This window comes from Oceanobacillus timonensis (assembly GCF_900166635.1).
Lineage (GTDB): Bacteria > Bacillota > Bacilli > Bacillales > Amphibacillaceae > Oceanobacillus > Oceanobacillus timonensis.
The window spans coordinates 3532544-3553951 of record NZ_LT800497.1 but is presented as its reverse complement, the minus strand read 5'-3'; the positions used below and the strand labels follow the sequence as shown (position 1 = coordinate 3553951).

Here is a 21408-nt window from a genome sequence, read left to right as displayed (position 1 = left end):
GTGGAAACGGTCTGAAATGGCAGAAGAACGTTTTTCCTAGTCTTTTTGAACATCTTCCATAAGACTCATCCAATCGATAAGTCAATTATTTACTTCATGTTACAGAAATGTTTCAATCTATTCAAACGGGCTATAATGGAATAAAACCTCTAAAAGTGATAAAATTCTGCAAATATTTAAAATAGCTTAAATAAACTGCTATATCATCCTGAATACGCCTCTAAGGTCTGAAATACTTATAAACCATTTTAAAATGGCTGTTCATTTACATTCTTAAATCAAAACAATGTAAAAAAACATATCTTGTCTTAATTATCCGAATAGATACTTTTCTATACCATCTATTGCATAAGCTTGTTTTGGTGTGTTATAAATATACATAATAACTAATATATATACATTGAGTGAGGGAATAAATATGAAAGCAAGTTTAAAAAAAGAATTAGATACAGTAATCAAAGATTTAACGAGCCTAAGCGATACGATTTTTAATAATCCGGAACTGGGAGATCAAGAATATGAATCGATGAAGTTGCTGACAGATTATTTAACAGCACATCAATTTGACGTCGAAAAAGGAATTGTTGGCCGTGATACTGCATTTAAAGCAACCTATGCAAGTGGTAAGCCAGGTCCGGCGATTGCCTACTTGGCTGAATATGATGCACTCCCGGGAGTTGGGCACGGCTGCGGACATAACCTGATTGGAACAATGAGTGTCGGCGCTGGCGTCATTTTAAGTAAAATTATTGATGACATTGGCGGAACGGTTCATGTCTTTGGTACACCGGCAGAAGAGACAAACGGAGCGAAAGTCCCAATGAGTGAGCAGGGTGTATTTGATGGTATCGACGCAGCGATGATTTTACATCCGAATGATGTGTCGCAGGAAAGCGGCGACTCCTTGGCCATGGATGCGATTCAATTCGAATATCATGGAAAAACAGCACATGCTGCAGCTGCTCCGGAAGAAGGAATCAATGCACTAGACAGTGTGTTGCAATTATTTAACGGTATTAATGCATTAAGACAGCATGTCAAATCAGATGTCCGCATTCATGGTGTGATTGCGGAAGGGGGAGAGGCTGCCAATGTCGTGCCTGATAAAGCAGTTGCCCAATTTTATGTTCGGGCGGCAGATCGTTCTTACCTTAATGAAGTAGTAGAGAAGGTAAAAAATATTGCAGAAGGTGCTGCTTCAATGACAGGAGCAACATTGAATATATCCAATTACGAATTAAGCTATGATGATATGACGACAAATAAAGTATTATCCGATTTATTTACAGCCAATTTAAAAGAGACAAGCAGGCTTCCTGTTTACAGTTCAAAAGAAAGCTACGGCTCAATTGATATGGGGAATGTCAGCCAAGTGGTACCGGCAATTCACCCTTATATCGGCTTAAACAAAGCTGGAATTATTGCGCATACGAAAGAGTTTGCGGATCAAACCATTACAGAAGATGGCCATGCAGCTTTGTATGAAGGTGCATTATCTCTGGCAAAAACAGGCTATGATTTATTGGCAAGTGAAGATACGGTCCAAGCAATGAAAGAAGAATTCCATAAAAATGAAGAAGAGGCGTCCGTTTAGTAACTAGAAAACAGCTGGGGAAATAATCCTTCCCCAGCTGTTTTCTAGTTTAGAAGCGCTTCAATATCTGTTTCTATTGTATCCGGATTTTTTTGCGGACCAAATCGTTTTGCCACTTTTCCATCTGTATCAATCAGGAACTTCGTAAAATTCCACTTAATTTGTTCCCCTAAGATGCCTTTTTGTTCACTTGTTAAGAAGTCAAAAAGCGGGTGTGCATTTTTTCCTTTAACATCAACTTTGGAAAACATTGGAAAAGTGACCCCATAGTTTTTTTGACAAAATTGATTAATCTCTTCGTCTGCTCCCGGGTCTTGATGACCAAACTGATTGCATGGAAAGCCAAGTACTTCAAAGTTCTGTTCTTTATACTGGTCATGCAGCTTTTGTAAACCTTCGAACTGAGGGGTGAAGCCGCATTTGCTAGCTGTGTTTACGATGAGCAACACTTTCCCCTCATAATCGGACAGCTGTTTTTCTTCCCCGTCAATTGTTTTTGCTGAAAAATCATAGATTGTTGTCATATTGTATACCCCACCTCGAAAAATGATAAGATGTAGATGCATCAAAATAATGCCATTTGTATTATAACAAGAAAGGACGTTTATTTGTGACTGAAATGATAAAAAAGATGCCGCTAAAAAATGCAGAACAAGATGCTTTTTTACGTTACCTCACTACTACTGATTTACCCGATATTTTAGAATTGCAAACGGTAGTTTATGAAGCATTGGAAGATAAAGCAAGATTAGCAACCTTAGATGAAGCCGAGTTCCGTTCTATTTTAGAAGGAGAGCCGCTGATGGTTGGTATTTTTCATCAGGAAAAGCTGATTGCTTTCCGCGCGTTTCTGAATCCAGTTGCAGATGAAGAAGGGTTAGGAAAGGATATTGGTTTGACAAAAGAACATGCTGCAGAAATCATCTATTCGGAGATTTCCAATGTACATCCAGATTACCGTGGCAATCATTTACAAACTAAAATGGGCGAATTTATGATGGAGCAATTAGATACAACCAAGTTTCGCTATATTTTAGCGACCGTTGCGCCCGGGAATATTCCGAGTATGAAGGATAAATTTGCATTAGGAATGCGTATTTATCAAGTAAAGGCAAAGTATGGCGGAAAGCTGCGTTATATTTATTGCAATGATTTAGCATTAAAAGATACCGGGTCGAAAGAACAAAGGGAAATAGATATAAAGGATATTGGTGGCCAAATAAAGCTGATAGAAGAAGGTTACATGGGGGTAGAGATGAAAAAATCAGACACTGACTGGATAATCGTTTATCAGAAATAATACAAAACAGGCTGGAGAATAGACTCTCCAGCCTGTTTTGTATCCTATATGGTTAAACGGTTGTTTGCTCCGGAAGTGTTTCGCCAATAGCTGCTAAGCGTTCTTGAATTTCTTCGGTGGATAAATCATGTTCTTTCACATAAAGGTTACGTGATGTTACACGGCATTCGTGTGTACATCCGCGTAAATATTTATGTTCATTTTCCTCAGAAGCAAGCATTTGTCGATTGCATTCCGGATTGGCGCAGTTTACGTAGCGTTCACAAGGTTCTCCGTCAAAGTAATCTTTTCCGATAATGATATGTTCTTTTTGGTTAACCGGAACGCTGATACGCTCATCAAATACGTAAAGCTGTCCATCCCATAATTCACCTTGCACTTCAGGATCTTTTCCATACGACACGATCCCGCCATGTAACTGACTGACATCCTCAAATCCTTCATCTTTCAGCCAGCCGCTGAATTTCTCGCAGCGGATACCGCCTGTACAATACGTAACAATTTTTTTATCTTCAAGCATTTCTTTGTTTTCTTGGACCCAATCCGGTAATTCACGGAAGGTCTTAATATCTGGACGGATTGCGCCGCGGAAATGTCCCAGATCATATTCATAATCGTTGCGGGCATCCAATACAACGGTATCTTCGTCCTGTAATGCTTCATAGAATTCTTTCGGCTCCAAATAGTTGCCGGTTGTTTCTAATGGGTTAATATCTTCTTCTAAACGCAGCGTAACTAATTCATTTCTTGGACGTACATGCATTTTTTTGAAAGCATGTTGATCATGCGCATCTACTTTGAATGTCATATCTTCAAAGCGGGAATCAGCATGCATATGCTCCATATATGCATTTGTCTGTTCTATCGTACCTGAAACAGTTCCATTAATGCCTTCTTCAGCTACTAAAATACGTCCTTTTAATCCAAGTTCTTTACAATATTGAAGATGCTCAGCCGCAAAAGTTTCTGGATCTTCAATATGCACATAGTTGTAATAAAGTAAAACTTGATATTCCTGATTTGTTTCCATTTGTTTACCACCTGTTCATTTATATTTGCAAGATACAAATGAGTCTGGTTTCGTTTATTCATTTTTCGTCTTGCAACTCATTATTCTACCACTTTTTTTAACTTGATTCCAGCCCCTGAATAGTATCATTAAAGGTTTGTGTCCGTATAGTGTCCAACTTTGTAAAATGGACTTAGTCGGAAGCATAGTCAATATGAACTTTTCTTCCATAAGATAAAGTATCTATGAAGGAAGGAGGCTGAACAAATGAGCGGATCATCCGATAAACCAGTGATGTCTGATAAATTAGTTGAAGTGATGGTGGATAGTGTCTTCCGGAAGAATGGGATCAAACCGGAAGAGGTGAAAAATAACCTATCTGAGAAGCAGCGTGAAATGTTAAAAGAAATGGTGACCGATTTAAAAGCACAGGTAGAGGAATTTCAGGAAAAAAGAAATGAATCCAAATCAGAATAATTTCTATAAAAATGTGAAGAAAATCCATTATTTCTTCACATTTTTTATAGGAGCATATTATATTTTTATGCTGCATATTGTCCTGAAATTTGGACTAGGTGATTTTGTTATTTTCCGTGTTCTTTGTGCGGGTGTACAGGAAGTATAGTTATCAATACCATAAATTAATTTAGAACTTGAAGAAAGGAGTGTTAGTCGATGTCTGTCTACAGAAGTAAAACAGAAAATACCAATCGTTTCCATGAGGACTTATATAGAGACGACTATGTGTGTCCTCCGAAAGAAAATGATTATGACTGTGACACAAATAATTATCAATCAGCACCAGCTTATCATGACAATTCCTTTAGCCCGAATTTTGGGGAGACCAATGTTGTTCAAACTGGAGATGAATATTCGTATATGGAGCAGGAATCTGCAGAAGTTATCTGGGTCAAAGAATCATGCAATATCACAGTAAGTTCAACCGATACGCAGATTGGTGCATCTTTGCAAGCCGCGCTGCAATTAGCCATTTCCATTGTTATTCGTTTATCTATTGCCGATTCTTCCGATGAAGATGAAATAGAACAAGAATTAATGCAAACAATCAGCGCCAGTCAGGTAAATAAACAAAAAATATTTATTTATAATACAAAAGATGCAACCGTGACAACTGCGGATACGGATATTTCAGTAAATATTCAGTTGCTTTTACAAATACTCATTGCTTTGGTAATCATGATTGATATTCTGTAATCCAAATATGGTGTAGAAAGGAGTGTTGAAAAAAATGATGCAAAAAAAAGAGTGGAGAGCCTTAGATTACTGTGATGACAATCAAAATAATCAAGCAGATGTAGACGAAGCAGCCAAACAACAAAGCTTAACAAAGCAGTCTTCCGAGGAATGGATTATTATCAAGGACTCTGAAGGAGTAACGGTAACAACCACAGATACGCAAGCAGCAATCAACTTACAAGTAGGGATTGAAGTAGCTATTGCCGTTGTGCTCAGTATAACATTAGCTGATTCGGATAAGGCAAAGGCTGTTTTCCAGGATTTAGACCAAGTGATGAAAACGAAACAAAGCAACCGTCAAAAAACCATTGTTGAAAAATCAAAAGACGTCAATATAACAACCACAGATATTGATGTTGCAATCAATGTTCAACTGTTAATTCAATTGCTGGTGGCAATCGTAGTCAGTCTGGATATTTTATAAGCTTTTTGTGCGGGAAAAAACAGGGATAATCTTTTGATATGAAACTCTCTTTATAGAACTTATAAAGGGAGTTTCATTCATGAAGAAGTGTATACCATGGTAGCATCTTATCTTTTTTGAAAGGGAACGATTTTCGAATTCCTATTTTTAGCATTTATAAAAATAAATGGTTTTTATGAACGAAGATGCTGTCTCTATATGAAAACGCTTCTTCCGTTGAAAAACGTCGAATTTTGTTTGATAGTATACGTTGATATTTACTTGCAATTTTTTATGAAAGGGGTTAAAATAATAATTGCAAAAGGTAATTGGAGTTACAAGAATACTTTACGATCTCTTTTTCAAGACGGTGTAAAAGTATTTAGTTTCAATGACTTTGCATATCTTGTATAAGGAGGTCATGTTAATGACTGGTAAAGTAAAATGGTTTAATGCAGAAAAAGGTTTTGGTTTCATCGAGCGTGAAGACGGAGACGACGTATTCGTACACTTCTCTGCAATTCAAGCTGAAGGATTCAAAACACTTGAAGAAGGTCAAGATGTTGAATTCGAAATTGTAGAAGGCAACCGTGGCCCACAAGCTGCAAACGTTGTTCGTCTTTAATTCGAATACGAATGATATAAACGAATGAAAAAACCTCGAATGTTTTCTAGAGACATTCGAGGTTTTTAAAATGGCTGAAAAGTATTTTGTTATAGAGGATGTTCAAAAAATCCAATAAAAATGACGCGGCGAATTTCTGCGTTGACTAGCAAATTCCAATACTCACGTATATAGGGCATAGAGGAACTTCTACTAAGAACGCCCACGTCGTGTGGGCAACGTAGAAGTCACCACAACACGCGAGAAGTCCGTTTGGAAAAAGCTCGTCGCCTTGAACTTCCGACGCACAAATGTTTCCGGTGGGGCGAGTAATCGCAGTCCCAGGACGTGCTAGTGTCGGTGTTGCGACAACGCTTTTCGATGGGGTGAGTAATCGCAACCCCAGGACGTCGCGTTCTTAACCGACTTGGTCCTATTTATCAGACTTTTTGAACACGCACTTATAGTGTCATTTCTGCTTCATGTGCGAGTAATTTAATTAACGCTTGCGTTCCGCTGTCTGCCTCGCCCATATCAGCTAAATCTTTATAAAGATTTAGTGCCAACTCCAGCCCAGGTGCCGGCATTCCCATATTGTGAGCTGATTCTAAGGCGATCTCCATATCTTTAATAAAATGTTTTACATAAAATCCGGGCTCATAATCTTTTTCAATCATTCTTTTACCTAAATTGGATAAGGAAAAGCTTGCAGCAGCTCCGGTAGAAATCGTGGCGAGTACTTCTTCTGCATCTAATCCGGCTTTTCTTGCATAAAGAATGGATTCACAAACGCCAATCATATTTGTTGCAATCGCAATTTGGTTGGCCATTTTTGTATGCTGTCCTGCTCCTGCCGGTCCAAGTAACGTAATTCTTTCTCCGAGAACACGGAAAATCGGAGCGACTTCATGGTAGGCTTCCTTGTCTCCGCCAACCATAATTGCCATCGTTCCATTTTTTGCACCGATATCTCCCCCGGAAACTGGTGCATCTAAAGCGGTGAAACCTTTGTTTTTTGCCTCTTCGTAAATTTCAATTGCCAAACTGGGCTTGGACGTAGTCATATCAACGACATAAGCCCCTTTTTTGGCATGATTTAAAATACCTTGATCTCCAAAATAAACATTTTGTACATCCACCGGATAACCAACCATTGTAATAATCACATCACTTGCCTGAGCTACACTGGCCGGGTTCTCATGCCAATCTGCGCCAAGTTCCAATAGTTCTTCTGCTTTTGATTTTGTTCTGGTGTAAACATGCAGGCTATAGCCGGCATTCATCAAATTTTTAACCATGCTTTTCCCCATAACGCCTAAACCAATAAAACCGATTGATGCTGTTGATGCAGTTACCATTTTATCCGTCTCCTTTGTAAAAATATTTATCTTAAGCTTGTCACGAAAATTGGCAAAACGCAACCATTTTTAAAGGAACAACTTATCTAATAATAGCATAAAATATATTTTAATGATCAAACGAAACTTGGTAACGATTGCCGTGAATCGAATTATGCTGGTTACATATAGTATAAAATGATTTCATGATATAAAAACAGCAGTTTGCTCAAGGATGGACAGAAGGGGGAGAAAATAATGAAAGTAAATATGGAACAGCTGAAGCAGCGTCTGCTTGCAAGACAAGAGGAGTTAATTGAACGGGTAAATGAAAAGACAGAAATGAAATATGAGTTCAGTCAGGAGGTAATAGGTGAATTATCCAATTATGATAATCATCCTGCTGATACAGGAACGGAGCTTTTTGAACGGGAAAAGGATAGTGCTCTGGAGCGGCATGCTGAATCGGAACTAGAGGACATCAATAAGGCAATTCATGCGATGGAAGAAGGAACTTATGGAATTTGCAAGGTATGTGGAGGAAATATTGAACCGGAACGGCTGGAAGCTTTACCAACTGCAGATTGTTGCAAGCAGCATGCCGAGCAGTGGGCATTCCATGGGGAAACAACCCCCAAAGAAACGTTTAAAGTAAGGGAAGATGGCGGTGAGAACAGCTGGGAAGATGTACAGCAATATGGAACTTCCAGTTATACCCCGGATTATCACGACGGTACCGGAATTCCAGAAGATGGGCAAGAAAGTTCCGATAATATAGAAGTGGAAGACTTTCTAGGCGCAGATATAGAAGGGAAGTATACAGGAGTTATGCCCAATCATGAAGCGTATGAAGATGCACTGGATAAAGAAGAAGAGTGATGGAATAAAATAACCCCCGGACACTGTTTCCTAATCAGGAAGCTCATTTGTCCGGGGGTTCTAAAGAAAATTTAGATATCAATCTATGGGTTCAATTATGTTTGTAATTGTATCCGTAATAAAAAAGTTATTCAAAACTCCAACGATAACTAAGGTTATTATAAATGACACAATCGTAAAATAAAAACTCAGCTTTGTTTTTTCTTGGATAAGTGCATACATCATATGAATTAAAGGGTTAACATACATTATAATGATAAACAAAAAAGTGATAAAGGCTATGCCCCATGGAAAAGTTCCGTACGATCCTGTTTCTATAATTTGTATTCCTCTGGAAAGTATATCCCATAAATCAATCTTAACAATTCCTAACAGAGATAATATAGCTAAAGCAACAAATAAACCAGTAAATGGTACAAGAGTCCCTGTATAACGAGTAAATTGATGTATAAAAGAAATAGGGTGCTTTACAAGTTTAAATGTAGTAAAGTTCGCAATGAGTCCGGCAAAGAAAAGAATGATAAAAATAAGTATTCCCTTCAGGATAGTGGAGAAAAAAGGTACATAATTGCTTAATGATTCATTACTTCCAAAGGAACGAGTATCGTTAAATAATGTATTAAGAATTCCGTAAAAAAATAATACAGTAGCAAGTGACAATATAATTGCCGTAATAATAGAATTTGTCACATGCGACTCATTATCTTTAAAAGCAACGTTTGGGTTTTTAATTCGAGTAATAAAATAATTCCAGTAGTTATTGGACCCTGTTTTTACTTTCTCGAACGTTGCATTGAACTGAGATGCTTCGGAACTCGCTTCGGATGTTGTAGCACTTTCTTGTTGAGGTGTTTCCGTATGTACCTCTGCATTCCTTTCTGTTGATGTACTTTCCGGTTCACCCTGTTGGTGCAATGGGGAGCCGCAATTCGTACAAAACTTTCCTTCCTCCGTTTCTTGATTACACGATGGGCAAATCAAAAAATCACTTCCTCTCTCAATAATTCTGCAAGATAAGGAAAAATCTTGCTTTAATAGTTCATTATATATGATTTTTAAAGGAATAGGTAGAGGATTAAGTTGATTATCCTCATTTTCATGAACGATTTTAACGCTTTATTCATTTAACATAAAAAAAGAGCAGTTTGCCAGCAAAATGCCGGTAAACTGCTCTTCATGATGTTCTTTATCCTTGTTGGTTTTCCTGCGGTTGGTTTTCTTTCAATTCATCCATTTTCAAGGTAATGGAATGCAATTCTCCATCCCGAGCAAACTCGATTTCTACATGTTCTCCGGCTTGACCTTGATCAAACAATTCTTTCCGCAAATCAATAATGGATGTGACAGGATTGCCATTTATTTTTGTAATGACATCAAATTGCTGCAAGTCTGCATTATCTGCTGGTGAACCAGATTGGACATTAGCAACAACCATACCGCCTTCTATATCTTCAGGCAACGAAATTTCTTGTTGATATTCCGGTGGTACCTGGCTTAATGGGGCGGTGGAAATGCCGATTAATGGGCGGGATACCTCGCCGTCTGTTTCCAGTTTGTCAATGATTGGCAATGCCTCATCAATTGGAATAGCAAAGCCGATACCTTCTACCTGGCTTTGAGAGATTTTCATGGAGTTAATTCCGATGACATCCCCGTTCTCATTCACTAATGCGCCGCCGCTGTTACCAGGATTGATAGCTGCATCTGTTTGCAGAACCTCTGTGACCCAATCCGGAGCGCCATCTCCGTTTGTATCCACTTCTACATTACGATTTAATCCGCTGATAATCCCTCTTGTGACACTATTATTAAATTCCATTCCAAGCGGGTTACCAATAGCCATAACCGTTTCTCCGACTTCCGCATCTTCATCAGAACCCATATTAGCTACTGTATCGACATATTCTCCATCGATTTCAAGCACAGCCAAATCGGTTAAAGCATCTGTTCCAAGCACGGTCGCATCTACTTGATGTTCATCATCCAGAGCTACTTGCAGCTGCTCAGCGCCTTCTACCACATGGTTATTCGTGATAACATATGCTTTTCCATTTTCTTTTTTATAGACGATGCCAGAACCAGTTCCTGCTTCCTCACTATCGTCCCATAAGCTTTGCTGTTGCATATTAATGATTCCTACAACAGCTTGCGATACTTCTGAAATATCCGTAGAGACATCTGCGTCGTCAGAAGCAATTGTAGGAACAATGGATTCGGAAGTATCAGATGATGCACTTTCTCCTCCTGATGAGTCCGAAACGCCTTCAGAAGCCGGCAATAATTGATTCCCTAAGAGCAAAATAACGAGTATGGAAGAAACAATACCGCCAACTGCTCCACCTAAAAAACCGCTGAACCAACGTCTTGATTTTTTGGCTCTTTGCGGCTTCTGTTCCGGTGAAGCAGCATATGTTGTCTGTTGTTCGTCTATTGTTCTATTTTGCTCCGATTTATTTGTATGCACTGTCGATGCTTCATCCGTTGAAGGGTCATTTTTATTTTCGAAATCATTCGATACATCATTATTTCTTTCATTTTCAAAATCATTATTACTCATTGTAAAGCACCTCCAAGTTATTTGATTTAATTTCATTATAGTATGGAGCAAGGGTAATCCTTTGGTATAATTGTGTAAAAACTGTGTAATCTTATCCCCGGTTTGTCAGATATGGGGTATTCATGTGAAAATAAATAGTATAAAATAAAAAATTGTAAATAAAGGGGTTAATCCCCTTTTTATTAGAATTACCCATTCTGCTTTTTATAATAAACATAAAAATAAGAATAATACGATATGTCATAATGCCGCAGTTGCCGGTATTATGGGAATTTGTTGGAGCAGTGTCTTTTCAAATCTGTAGATGGTAAACTACAATGTAGTACAGGGCGAAAGAGGTGGAAAATACATGTCTTATCACATTGGGTTGGTAGAAGATGATAAAAATATACAAGATATTGTGGATGCTTATTTGAAAAAAGAAGGGTACCAGATAACGGTCCTGGATAATGCGGAAGATGGCTGGGCATTATGGGAAAATAACCCGCCGGATATGTGGGTGTTAGATATCATGCTTCCGGGAATGGACGGTTATGAATTTTGTAAGAAGATCCGTAATGAAAGTGATGTTCCCATCATTATTATTTCTGCTAAAGATGAGGAAATTGACAAAATTCTAGGTCTGGAGCTAGGTAGTGATGATTATTTAACAAAACCATTCAGCCCAAGGGAACTTATCGCTCGTATCAAAAGATTGTTTAAACGGGTACAGCCGAATTCTGTTGATAAGGAAGCGGATGACCGGGTAAAGGTAGATCAACTTCTTGTTTATAAAAATGAACGCAGAGTATTTTTTGAAGGGATAGAATATGAAACAACAGCAAAAGAATACGACATGCTGCTGTTGTTGGCGGAGAATCCCAACCGTGCTTTTTCCCGGGAAGAACTGCTGGTAAAAGTATGGGGCGATGATTATTTTGGCAGTGACCGTGCCGTAGATGATTTAATGAAACGAATCCGTAAAAAGATGGAAGATATTCCTCTGGAGACCGTATGGGGATTCGGTTATCGCTTAAGAAAAGATGAGGAAGCATAATAATGAAATTACAATCGCAATTAAATGCTGCGTTCACAGCGTTGCTGCTTGTTATCATGACAACAGCCGGGCTGGTTATTTACTCCCTTGTTTTAGATGTGCTCATACAGGATGAACAGCGCCAGCTTGAAGAAACGGGTGAATTACTGATCAGTTTTCTTTCGGAACAGTATGAGGACGCAAGTGAATATCGAAATATTGATGCCTTTTTACAAGATCAGGATTTGCAGTTGTTTTTATATGACAGGAATTTAGATACGGTTTTATTTTCGACCATGTCTATTTCTGTCGTGAATGAGTTTTTCGAGGAAAATGATTTTGAGAATAGTGATGAAACACTTTGGCAGCACGGGAATGATCGTTTTGTAACGCAACGAATCATTTTCTCTCCAGAACAGTCAGGGATGGAATTGATTTTATTAACTCCCATCAATGATTTAAGAGCAGTACAGCAGAACTTTTTCTTCCGCTTAGCTTGGGTATTTTTAATTGGTGCTTTAGCGGCGGTAATTTTAAGTTATTATATGACGAATAAGCTGGTTACCCCGTTATCCTTGTTGAAGAAAGAATTAAAAAAGGTAGAAAATCGCCAGTTTGATCAAATGAAGCGAATTCGGGCTACCGGAGAGATAAAAGAAGTGGAACAAAGTGTCTATGAGATGTCACAGACACTGGAGCAATATATGAACTCGCAGCAAACCTTCTTCCAAAATGCAAGCCATGAGCTGAAAACGCCATTGATGACGATTCAAGGTTATGCAGAAGGAATCCGTGACGGTATCTTTGATGAAAAAGATACGGAAAAAGGATTAGATGTCATGGTTACAGAGGTGAACAGGCTGAAGAAAATCATTAATGAAATGATTTTACTTGCCAAATTAGACTCCCAGCCGGATGTGTATGAAGAAACAGAAATTGATGTACAGGCGTTTGTTGATGGAATTGTGAGCAAAGCATTGCCGATCGTTAATGAAAATAACTTGGATCTTCATCAGAAGGTGGATGGTTCGATCACGTTGCATGCAGATGAAGAAAAACTGTTGCGGGCTGTTTCCAATGTTGTATTTAACGCCATCAGGTATGCTTCAGAAGAGGTATCCATTCATGTGTATAAGAAAAAGAATGATATCTATTTTGATATTGAGGATGATGGAAAAGGAATTTCTGAAGAAGATATGGACAAGATATTCCACCGGTTTATCAAAGGAAAAGGGGGAGAAACTGGTTTGGGACTGGCTATCGCCCGTGCGATTATTGAACAGTCAAATGGTAAAATCTACGCTGGACAATCGAAAAAATTAGGCGGAGCGAAATTTACCATGTGCCTTCCGGTTTCCAATAAGCCGAAAGGGAATAAAAAAGTTAAATCGTAGAGAGTGAAGAAAAGACTTCTTTCTATGCCTGATAACAGAACAGGTGCGAAAGAAGTCTTTCTATAGGATAAAGTGGATATTTACTGTCCATTTGACCGTATGCGACGTCATTTTTGAGTTTCTTTTATGCTTAGAAAGGGTATCTTATAAATCAGTTTCCTTGTGATGTAGCAGCGTTGCGTTCTTCTTTTTTCCATTTGTGGTAATTGTAGAAGATTTCAATAAGAAACAATATAGTGAAAAAAATAATCAACATTATATTATACATTGTTGCAAATTCTGATAGGAAAAAGATGACGAGCAAAGCGGCAACCACAAATGGGATAGCCCATAGGTTTCTTTTGAATCTGCGCCGGTAAGTTAAACGGAAGAAGTTGAATACTGTTCCATCGTCTTTTTTCTCCAGGTTTCTACTAGCAAAAAACATGATGAGAATAACGATAACTACAGGTGTACAGGAGATGAGTATCTGTGTCCACATGTAAAAAACATCCTTTTTGAAAATCTTTTGTGCATTTTAACACAGAATATCCTGTTATAATAATTCATGTGAAATAGACACATGCTAATAAAGAAAAACAATTTTACAATGTTCTACATTATATGATATAATAAATTGGTTTTACATTCGATATGTTAGAGGAGCGTACTATTTATGCAATTAAGAAATGATATTCGTAATATCGCGATTATTGCACACGTTGACCACGGAAAAACAACATTAGTGGATCAACTATTAAGATATTCTGGAACTTTTCGGGAAAATGAACACGTCGATGAGCGTGCGATGGACTCTGGAGATATAGAACGTGAACGCGGGATTACGATCTTAGCTAAAAATACAGCTGTAAAATACGAAGATTCGATGATTAATATCCTTGATACACCGGGTCACGCCGACTTTGGCGGTGAGGTTGAGCGTATTATGAAAATGGTTGATGGTGTTGCCTTAGTCGTTGACGCTTATGAAGGAACGATGCCGCAAACACGTTTCGTATTGAAAAAAGCTTTGGAACAAAAATTGACACCAATTGTGGTATTAAATAAAGTGGACCGTCCCAATGCTCGTCCGGGAGAGGTCGTTGATGAAGTATTAGATTTATTTATTGAACTTGGCGCAGACGATAACCAATTGGAATTCCCGGTTGTTTATGCTTCTGCATTAAACGGAACATCCGGTTTAGAACCAGATGATCAGCAGGAAACAATGGACCCAGTCTTTAACACCATTATGGAGCATATTCCTGCACCGGCTGATACAAGAGAAGAACCGCTGCAATTCCAAGTAACGTTATTAGATTATAATGATTATGTCGGACGAATTGGTGTTGGACGAGTTGTTCGTGGATCTATCAAAGTAGGGCAGCAGGTTGTAGTATTAAAAGAAGATGGATCACAAAAATCCTTCCGTGTCTCCAAACTATTTGGTTTTATCGGGTTAAAACGGGTTGAAATTCAGGAAGCTGTTTCTGGAGATATTGTAGCACTGGCTGGAATGGAAGATCTGAACGTCGGTGAAACCGTATGTCCGGCTGAGCATCCGGATCCGCTTCCTTGGTTACGTATTGACGAACCAACCTTGCAGATGACGTTTGTTGTCAATAACAGTCCATTCGCAGGGAAAGAAGGAAAATATATTACTTCCCGTCGTATCGAGGAACGTTTATTAAAAGAATTAGAAACCGATGTAAGTTTACGTGTAGAACCAACCAGCTCACCGGATGCCTGGACGGTTTCTGGACGCGGGGAACTACATCTGTCTATTCTTATTGAGAACATGCGTCGTGAAGGTTATGAACTGCAATTATCAAAACCGGAAGTAATCATCAAGGAAATCGATGGCGTCCAATGTGAACCGATGGAACGTGTGCAAGTAGATGTTCCGGAAGAGCATACCGGTTCTATCATGGAATCCCTAGGAGAACGTAAAGGCGAAATGCTCGATATGGCTAACCAGGGAAATGGGCAAGTTCGTATTGAGTTCAAAGTGCCGTCTCGAGGACTTTTGGGATATACAACCGAATTTATGTCGCAAACACGTGGTTACGGAATTATTAACCATACATTTGATGCATTTGAACCTGTTATTAAAGGACAAGTAGGCGGACGCCGTGAAGGTGTGCTTGTTGCACTTGAAAAAGGAAAAGCTTCCACTTACGGTATTATGAACTTGGAAGACCGCGGTGTTATCTTTATTACGCCTGGTACGGAAGTGTATGAGGGCATGATTGTTGGGGAGCACAACCGTGAAAATGACTTAACAGTTAATATCACGAGAGAAAAACACCTGACGAACGTGCGTTCTGCAACCAAAGACCAGACAGCAACGATTCGTAAAACTAAAGAAATGTCGCTGGAGGAAGCATTACAGTATTTAAGTGATGACGAGTATTGTGAAGTGACACCGGAAACGATTCGTCTCCGTAAGAAAATCCTTAATAAGAACGAACGTGAAAAAGCAGCAAAAAGAAAATAAAAAACAAAATGCAGGCAGATTTCATTAAGAAATTTGCCTGCATTTTCTTTTTTAAGATTTAAAATAGCGCAGTAAAGCGGATATCGATAAAACGACTATCAAAACAACACCTATCCCGCCTAAAATAAAAAACATTAAGAAGTGCATATCTCAAGCCTCTTTCTGCATATATGCCATTTATTTTATTTTAACATAATAATCAGAATTCTTCAGTAACAGGAAGTATTTGAATGATTGAAAAGTAAAATTTCATATGATTTAATGGGAAAGGATAACAATTATGTCAGTATTTTGGTGTGAGTTTTGGTTAAAAAGTATCTTTACTGAAGAAGCAATACAATATGAGAAATCGTAAGGGGAGTATTGTGTGAATACGTTTGTTAGATACCTGCTATTATTTATTATCACTTGTCTATTTTCGGTTATCATAATAAATTTCGAACCCTTTAATGGCTTCCAATATGGGTGGCTTTACGAGGCAATCACAATGGGTGTTTTGGTTGGGATTTCCTATTATATAATATTTCAAGGGACAAAACCTAAAGCTAATGACAAATAATCATTTTTTAGTAATAAAAATGCGGAGGAGCACAATTGATTTCCTCCGCGTTTTTATAATTGAAATTTAGAAAAGGAATACTTTTTTATCGTGAAATCTGCCTGCATTTTTCTTTTTCAAGATTTCACATAACGTAATAAATCGATTATCGATGCAACCAAATACATCATGATACTTGGTCACATGAAGGTTAAAAGGAAAGGAACAAGAAAAGAAACCACCACAGCACTGATGGTCATCGATAAAACACTGATCGCTCCTTCGATTCTTCCGTTTTCTAATGCTTTTGCTGTGCCAATCGCGTGGGAAGCTGTTCCGATACTAAGTCCTTTGGCAATTGGATGATGAATTCGGCACACTTTCAAAATAACAGGACCAAACATGCCTCCGCTGACACCAGCTATCATAACGAATACAGCAGCCAGTGAAACATTTCCGCCAACTGTATCTGTAATACTGATAGCGATGGGTGTGGTGACGGATTTGGCAGCCACCGACTGTATCAGCCAATGTTCAAACCCAAACAGCTTCGCCCCCAATGTTCCAGTAATCACACCAGTTAGAGAACCGGCAAATATGCCGATACTGATTGCGCCGGCATATTTTTTAATTAAATGAATTTCCCTATATAAAGGAACTGCGAGCGAAACAACAATAGGACCAAGAAGCAAATCAATCCACTGTCCGCCAATCATATATGTTTCATAAGGTATACCTGTTAAAAATAAAAACAGGACAATACTTGCCGTACACAGAAATATAGGCATGGTGAACGGATTTGGTTTCCTGCTGTGTAATTTCTTAGAAAAGTGGTAAAGGAATAATGTTCCTGCAATCATCGTAATCCCGATAAAAAAACTACTCATGGGACGTCACCTCTTTTTTAAGAAAGAAATTCGTTACAATTCCGCTAATACCGATAACCATGAAGGTACTTATCATAACTAATAAAATGGTGAGACTGCCCTTACCATAAAAAAAGCTTAAGTACTCAATAACACCTACAGTAACCGGGATAAAGAAAAAGGGAATATCTTTTAACAAGAAATCAACGCCGGATTGAATCCATGCTAATGGAACAATTTTTAAAATAAGCAGGATGAAAAGGAGCAACATACCAATAAGACTGCCAGGTATACGGAGTGAAAAAAAGTTTTGGATAAACTCTCCTATATAATTAAAAAGAAATAAAATACCAATTTGCAAAATCATAATGAAATACTTCACAATAAACCCCCATTGTCAATTTACATTTTCAGACCCCATTAGACATTATCTTTAAAAAACAGGATACTATCCATTTTATTCGAAAATGGGGCATTCGCCAAGGTTTCTTTAAGATAATCTGTGTTGTCTCTTCCACTTTAACGCATGAAAAACCAGCTCGGGCGCTTCTAAAATCGAGCGCCAGAGCTGGTTGTGAATCCATTCGTATTAATCAACCATATTACTTTTCTTTGTTTTTAAATAAGCTTTATGAACCTTTGGTGCAATCCATGGCCGGAAGGTGTATCCTAACAGAATGAATATAACTGGGAAAATGGCCAGCATTGCAAATCGGTTAAATACGACAGACCATACAATTCCGCCGGTTGCTTCTCTCAGAATATCGATGGCATACGTAAACGGCAAGAATGGATGAATAGCCTGGAAGAACTCCGGTGCTACTTGAATCGGGAACATTCCGCCGCCGCCCGATAATTGCAAGATCATAAAGATAATTGCGATGGCTTTTCCGACGTTTCCAAATAGGGAAACCAGCGTGTATACAATAATCATAAACGCTAACGCAATCAACACACTAAAGAGTGTAAAGTAAAAAGGATGTGCCATATAAGCATGTAATATAAAGATATTACCAAGGGAGGCAATGATTGCTTGAACTATGGCGACGATTAAGAATAACGTCATCCGGCCGAGATAAATATCCCGTAAGCTGAATTCCTCTCTATTTTTATCTTTTAGTTCTGTGGTAATTAAGTTACAAAGCAATAATGCACCAACCCAAAGTGCAAGCACAGTATAAAATGGTGTATTGGCTGAACCATAGTTTGGAATTGCAAAGAGTTTTTCTTCATCCAGCTGCACTGGACGAGAGAAATATTCTGTCTCATCACTCAGGTCATTTTGCAATGCGCCAATCAATTCTTCGATAATCTGATCGTCTTCCATCTGTTTTATCCGATCATAGGCATTTTGAATATCTTCTTTATATCCGGGCCAATCATCACGGATAAAGTCTGCCATTTCACCAATGGACTCTTGAGCTTCGGGTAAATTATCCTGTACAAGGGAATTTAATTGTTTATATTGTTCAATTAAGTCATCCATATCATTATTCACAAAACCAGCTAAATTATTTACTTCATCTTCTAAATGCGGCATATCATTCTGGAAGAAAGAGCTTGCTGCATCTACACCATTTTTAAATTCAGGGAAGTGTTGATTGACGGTATCAGAGATATCGCTGAACTCTTCTTCATAGTACGGTAAATTCTCATTTAAAAGGTTTAAATAATACTGTGAATCATTAACTACAGTTGCTGCTTCCGATAAATAATCAGATGCTAAATCGGTATAATCCAATGCAGCATTTAATTTGGAATCTGCATCATTTAACCTGTTTTCTAAAGTAGTGAAAGCATCATTCACAAACGGATCCAATGTGTCTTCGTTAAAGGATTGTAATGATTCCAGATTATTTACTGCATCATCTTTCACATCTTCTAATTGATCAAGGTCAAAATCGCCATTTTCCAGATAGTCGATCACGTTATTTAATTGAGAACTGTCGCCTTCAAGTGTGTCTCGAATAGAATCCAATTCCTCTTTATTCTCTGGAGCTTCTAATAAATCAAGCGAGTTCTGCGTACTTGTAATAGAAGACTGCAGACCTTCAATACTCTCCTGGACTGCTTGAATTTGCTCTTCTGCATATTCTGCTCTGTCCGGATTTTCCTTCATGGCAATTAATTCCGGCAGTTGCTGGATATTTCTAGTTGCAAGATCTATATTTTGATCTAACACAGTAGAAATTTCATCAAATGCGTTCATCGTATCTTCATGAAGGTCGCCAATTACCTGATCAATTTCCTCATCCCGTTGCTGTGTATCTGCACTATCATCAGATTGCTCGGCTTCTTCACTATCCTGTTCAGCATCTTCATCAGATTGCTCGGCTTCTTCACTGTCCTGCTCAGCATCGTCATCAGATTGTTCGGCTTCTTCACTGTCCTGCCCAGCATCTTCATCAGATTGCTCGGCTTCTTCACTATCCTGTTCAGCATCTTCATCAGATTGCTCGGCTTCTTCACTGTCCTGTTCTGCATCCTCATCAGATTGCTCGGTTTCTTCATTGTTCTGTTCTGTATCTTCTTCAGCATCATCTTCCTTATTCTCTGGATTTTCCTCGTTCTCGTCGTCTTGGGTCGTGTCTGGAACAAACTCTGCATTTGCTAAATCTTCTTTGACGCCATCGAAAGAGGACTGATAATTGTCTATTGCTTCATTTAAAGCATTCATATCTTCTTCTGTATAATTATCTTCTTCTATTTTGGTAAGCATATCTTCTAGTTCAGAAGAAAGCTCATTTCCCTGTTCTTTTGTTTCGTCAGCAGTATTGCTTAATTTTTCTACAGACTCATTTGTTTCCAGGTTACCAGAATCACCAAGTTCTTCTAAGATATCTCCCAACGGCTGTTTAGATTCATCCACGGAGTCTTTTATGTTATTTACAAAATCAGGAGTCGTCGATTCTTCTGATTCTAAGTCAAAAGAAGGAAGCCCATTGATTATTTCCTCCGCCTCGTTGACCCGGTTATGAATCAATTCTGCAACTTCATCTGTTGTCTGTTCGGCCTTATCTACAGTATCTTGCGCGCGATCAACTTGATCCTGATAATCACGAATTTGCTGATTAATCTCTGGAATCCGTTCTTGCACATCCGCTAACGTATCGCCGGCCGTAATGCTTGCATTATAAGCATCTTCCAGCCCCTCATTAATAGCAGGGAAATATTGCTGAATCGAACTGATTCGGGTGAGCGCATTTTCAATATCGGGCATCGACCCATTTAATTCAACGACGGCATCTCCAAGCCGGTTAATATCATCCAAGTGAGATTGAACTGTCAGAATCTGATCTCCGCCTTCTCTGATATTTGACTCATAATCCTGTAAGCTGTCCAATGTATCTGCATAGTTTTGGATATTATCCTGATCTTCGTCTAATTGAACAATCATATCTCCGGCTTCGTCGATATCATCTATATGGTCATGAAGATTATAAACAGCACTTTTAATTTTCTCCAGGATAGGAAGATTTTGTTCGAGTTCAATCCCGGCATTATTAAATTCTTCCAGTAATGTTTGAGCTGTTGTCTGTACAAATGTATCATTAATCGTTTCTGTGATTTGCGTAGCTCCGGTATCCGTCATTTTAGGAGCAATAGCATTGGTTTTTTCATTTACTTTATATTGTACATTTGCACTTTTAGGCTCATCATCAAGGATACTGGTTACATCTTCCGAAAAAGTCTCTGGGATGTGGATGGTTGCAAAGTATTCTCCCTTATAAACCTTCTCATCTGCTTCTTCAATCGAATCATCGAATTGCCATCCTAATGAATCGTTCTCCTTTAAATTGTCTATCAGTTCGTCCCCCATGTTAATGGATTCGCCTTCCACTTCTGTGCCGGTATCATCACTGACGACGCCAATCTGGATTCCTTCTGTGTTTGAATAAGGATCCCAGGATGCTTTTATATTAAACCAAGCATAAAAAGAAGGAAGGATTGCTAATCCAATAATCAAAATAAGAACAGAAGGAACACGAATAATGTTTTTCATGTCTTGTTTTGTAATTTTAAAAGCCTTTTTCACAAAAATTCTCCTCTTTTCCTGAATAATGAATGATAGAATATGTTAAAAATAATATCGTACATTTTGAATAACAGGTACACCGTATTTTAACCAATACTTTTATTCTTAGTATTCAACTTTTCCTAGAAGTATGGTATCATAAA

At 38.3% G+C, this 21408-nt stretch carries 20 protein-coding genes; 11 read left to right on the top strand and 9 right to left on the bottom strand.

Features of this window, described 5'->3' with window-relative positions; translation table 11 throughout:
• Positions 1-418: 418 nt before the first annotated feature.
• Positions 419-1594: a M20 family metallopeptidase gene (locus B7E05_RS17425; RefSeq protein WP_080875394.1), complete on the top strand. Its 1176-nt coding sequence runs from the start codon at positions 419-421 to the stop codon at positions 1592-1594.
• Between the two features lie 44 nt (positions 1595-1638).
• Here B7E05_RS17425 and B7E05_RS17420 read toward each other — a convergent pair whose 3' ends face one another.
• Complete coding sequence (locus B7E05_RS17420; protein WP_080875393.1) at positions 1639-2118, bottom strand: glutathione peroxidase; 480 nt, start codon at positions 2116-2118, stop codon at positions 1639-1641.
• A gap of 95 nt (positions 2119-2213) precedes the next feature.
• Between B7E05_RS17420 and B7E05_RS17415 the strand changes: the two genes are divergently transcribed.
• On the top strand, positions 2214-2894 hold the full coding sequence (locus B7E05_RS17415; RefSeq protein ID WP_245833288.1) for a GNAT family N-acetyltransferase: 681 nt from the start codon (positions 2214-2216) through the stop codon (positions 2892-2894).
• 52 nt (positions 2895-2946) lie between these two features.
• Here B7E05_RS17415 and trhO read toward each other — a convergent pair whose 3' ends face one another.
• Positions 2947-3924 carry an oxygen-dependent tRNA uridine(34) hydroxylase TrhO gene (gene trhO / locus B7E05_RS17410; RefSeq protein ID WP_080875392.1) on the bottom strand — a complete coding sequence of 326 codons (978 nt, stop codon included), beginning with the start codon at positions 3922-3924 and terminating at the stop codon, positions 2947-2949.
• 246 nt (positions 3925-4170) lie between these two features.
• On the opposite strand from trhO, the gene B7E05_RS17405 reads away from it, so the two are divergent.
• From B7E05_RS17405 to B7E05_RS17385, 5 genes are all read left to right on the top strand, one after another.
• Positions 4171-4380, top strand: a complete 210-nt coding sequence (locus tag B7E05_RS17405) for a spore coat protein (RefSeq protein ID WP_080875391.1) — start codon at positions 4171-4173, stop codon at positions 4378-4380.
• On the top strand, positions 4361-4528 hold the full coding sequence (locus tag B7E05_RS22225) for a hypothetical protein (protein WP_179134423.1): 168 nt from the start codon (positions 4361-4363) through the stop codon (positions 4526-4528). The genes B7E05_RS17405 and B7E05_RS22225 overlap by 20 nt, the downstream gene beginning before the upstream one ends.
• A gap of 50 nt (positions 4529-4578) precedes the next feature.
• Positions 4579-5118, top strand: a complete 540-nt coding sequence (locus B7E05_RS17400) for a spore coat protein (RefSeq protein ID WP_080875390.1) — start codon at positions 4579-4581, stop codon at positions 5116-5118.
• 34 nt (positions 5119-5152) lie between these two features.
• The gene (locus tag B7E05_RS17395; RefSeq protein WP_080875389.1) at positions 5153-5584 is read left to right on the top strand and encodes a spore coat protein; all 432 of its coding nucleotides are present in this window, start codon (positions 5153-5155) and stop codon (positions 5582-5584) included.
• A gap of 400 nt (positions 5585-5984) precedes the next feature.
• Positions 5985-6188: a cold shock domain-containing protein gene (locus tag B7E05_RS17385; protein ID WP_281252483.1), complete on the top strand. Its 204-nt coding sequence runs from the start codon at positions 5985-5987 to the stop codon at positions 6186-6188.
• Positions 6189-6628: 440 nt separating this feature from the next.
• Here the strand turns inward: B7E05_RS17385 and B7E05_RS17380 are convergent, their stop codons facing one another.
• Positions 6629-7588, bottom strand: coding sequence for an NAD(P)-dependent oxidoreductase (locus B7E05_RS17380; RefSeq protein ID WP_281252482.1), 960 nt, complete (start codon positions 7586-7588; stop codon positions 6629-6631).
• A 174-nt stretch (positions 7589-7762) separates the two neighbouring features.
• Here B7E05_RS17380 and B7E05_RS17375 point away from each other — a divergent pair, with 174 nt between their 5' ends.
• Positions 7763-8383: a TraR/DksA C4-type zinc finger protein gene (locus B7E05_RS17375; protein ID WP_080875386.1), complete on the top strand. Its 621-nt coding sequence runs from the start codon at positions 7763-7765 to the stop codon at positions 8381-8383.
• Positions 8384-8461: 78 nt separating this feature from the next.
• On the opposite strand, the gene B7E05_RS17370 is transcribed toward B7E05_RS17375, so the two are convergent.
• Positions 8462-9364, bottom strand: a complete 903-nt coding sequence (locus B7E05_RS17370) for a zinc ribbon domain-containing protein (RefSeq protein WP_080875385.1) — start codon at positions 9362-9364, stop codon at positions 8462-8464.
• Between the two features lie 205 nt (positions 9365-9569).
• Positions 9570-10940 carry a S1C family serine protease gene (locus B7E05_RS17365; protein WP_080875384.1) on the bottom strand — a complete coding sequence of 457 codons (1371 nt, stop codon included), beginning with the start codon at positions 10938-10940 and terminating at the stop codon, positions 9570-9572.
• Positions 10941-11289: 349 nt separating this feature from the next.
• Between B7E05_RS17365 and B7E05_RS17360 the strand changes: the two genes are divergently transcribed.
• Together B7E05_RS17360 and B7E05_RS17355 are read left to right on the top strand one after the other, a co-directional pair.
• Positions 11290-11976: a response regulator transcription factor gene (locus B7E05_RS17360; protein WP_080875383.1), complete on the top strand. Its 687-nt coding sequence runs from the start codon at positions 11290-11292 to the stop codon at positions 11974-11976.
• A 2-nt stretch (positions 11977-11978) separates the two neighbouring features.
• Positions 11979-13349 carry a sensor histidine kinase gene (locus B7E05_RS17355; RefSeq protein ID WP_080875382.1) on the top strand — a complete coding sequence of 457 codons (1371 nt, stop codon included), beginning with the start codon at positions 11979-11981 and terminating at the stop codon, positions 13347-13349.
• Between the two features lie 151 nt (positions 13350-13500).
• Here B7E05_RS17355 and B7E05_RS17350 read toward each other — a convergent pair whose 3' ends face one another.
• Entirely contained in the window at positions 13501-13830 is a 330-nt protein-coding gene (locus tag B7E05_RS17350) for a hypothetical protein (protein ID WP_080875381.1), read from the bottom strand.
• A gap of 174 nt (positions 13831-14004) precedes the next feature.
• Between B7E05_RS17350 and typA the strand changes: the two genes are divergently transcribed.
• The gene (gene typA / locus B7E05_RS17345) at positions 14005-15825 is read left to right on the top strand and encodes a translational GTPase TypA (RefSeq protein WP_080875380.1); all 1821 of its coding nucleotides are present in this window, start codon (positions 14005-14007) and stop codon (positions 15823-15825) included.
• A gap of 738 nt (positions 15826-16563) precedes the next feature.
• On the opposite strand, the gene B7E05_RS17335 is transcribed toward typA, so the two are convergent.
• From B7E05_RS17335 to B7E05_RS17325, 3 genes are all read right to left on the bottom strand, one after another.
• Positions 16564-17250, bottom strand: coding sequence for an LrgB family protein (locus B7E05_RS17335; RefSeq protein WP_080875378.1), 687 nt, complete (start codon positions 17248-17250; stop codon positions 16564-16566).
• On the bottom strand, positions 17243-17611 hold the full coding sequence (locus B7E05_RS17330; RefSeq protein ID WP_080875377.1) for a CidA/LrgA family holin-like protein: 369 nt from the start codon (positions 17609-17611) through the stop codon (positions 17243-17245). Before B7E05_RS17330 ends, B7E05_RS17335 begins: the two co-directional genes overlap by 8 nt.
• 207 nt (positions 17612-17818) lie before the next feature.
• Positions 17819-21265 (bottom strand): YhgE/Pip domain-containing protein, encoded by a 3447-nt coding sequence (locus tag B7E05_RS17325; RefSeq protein WP_080875376.1) that lies wholly within the window; start codon positions 21263-21265, stop codon positions 17819-17821.
• Positions 21266-21408 lie beyond the last annotated feature (143 nt).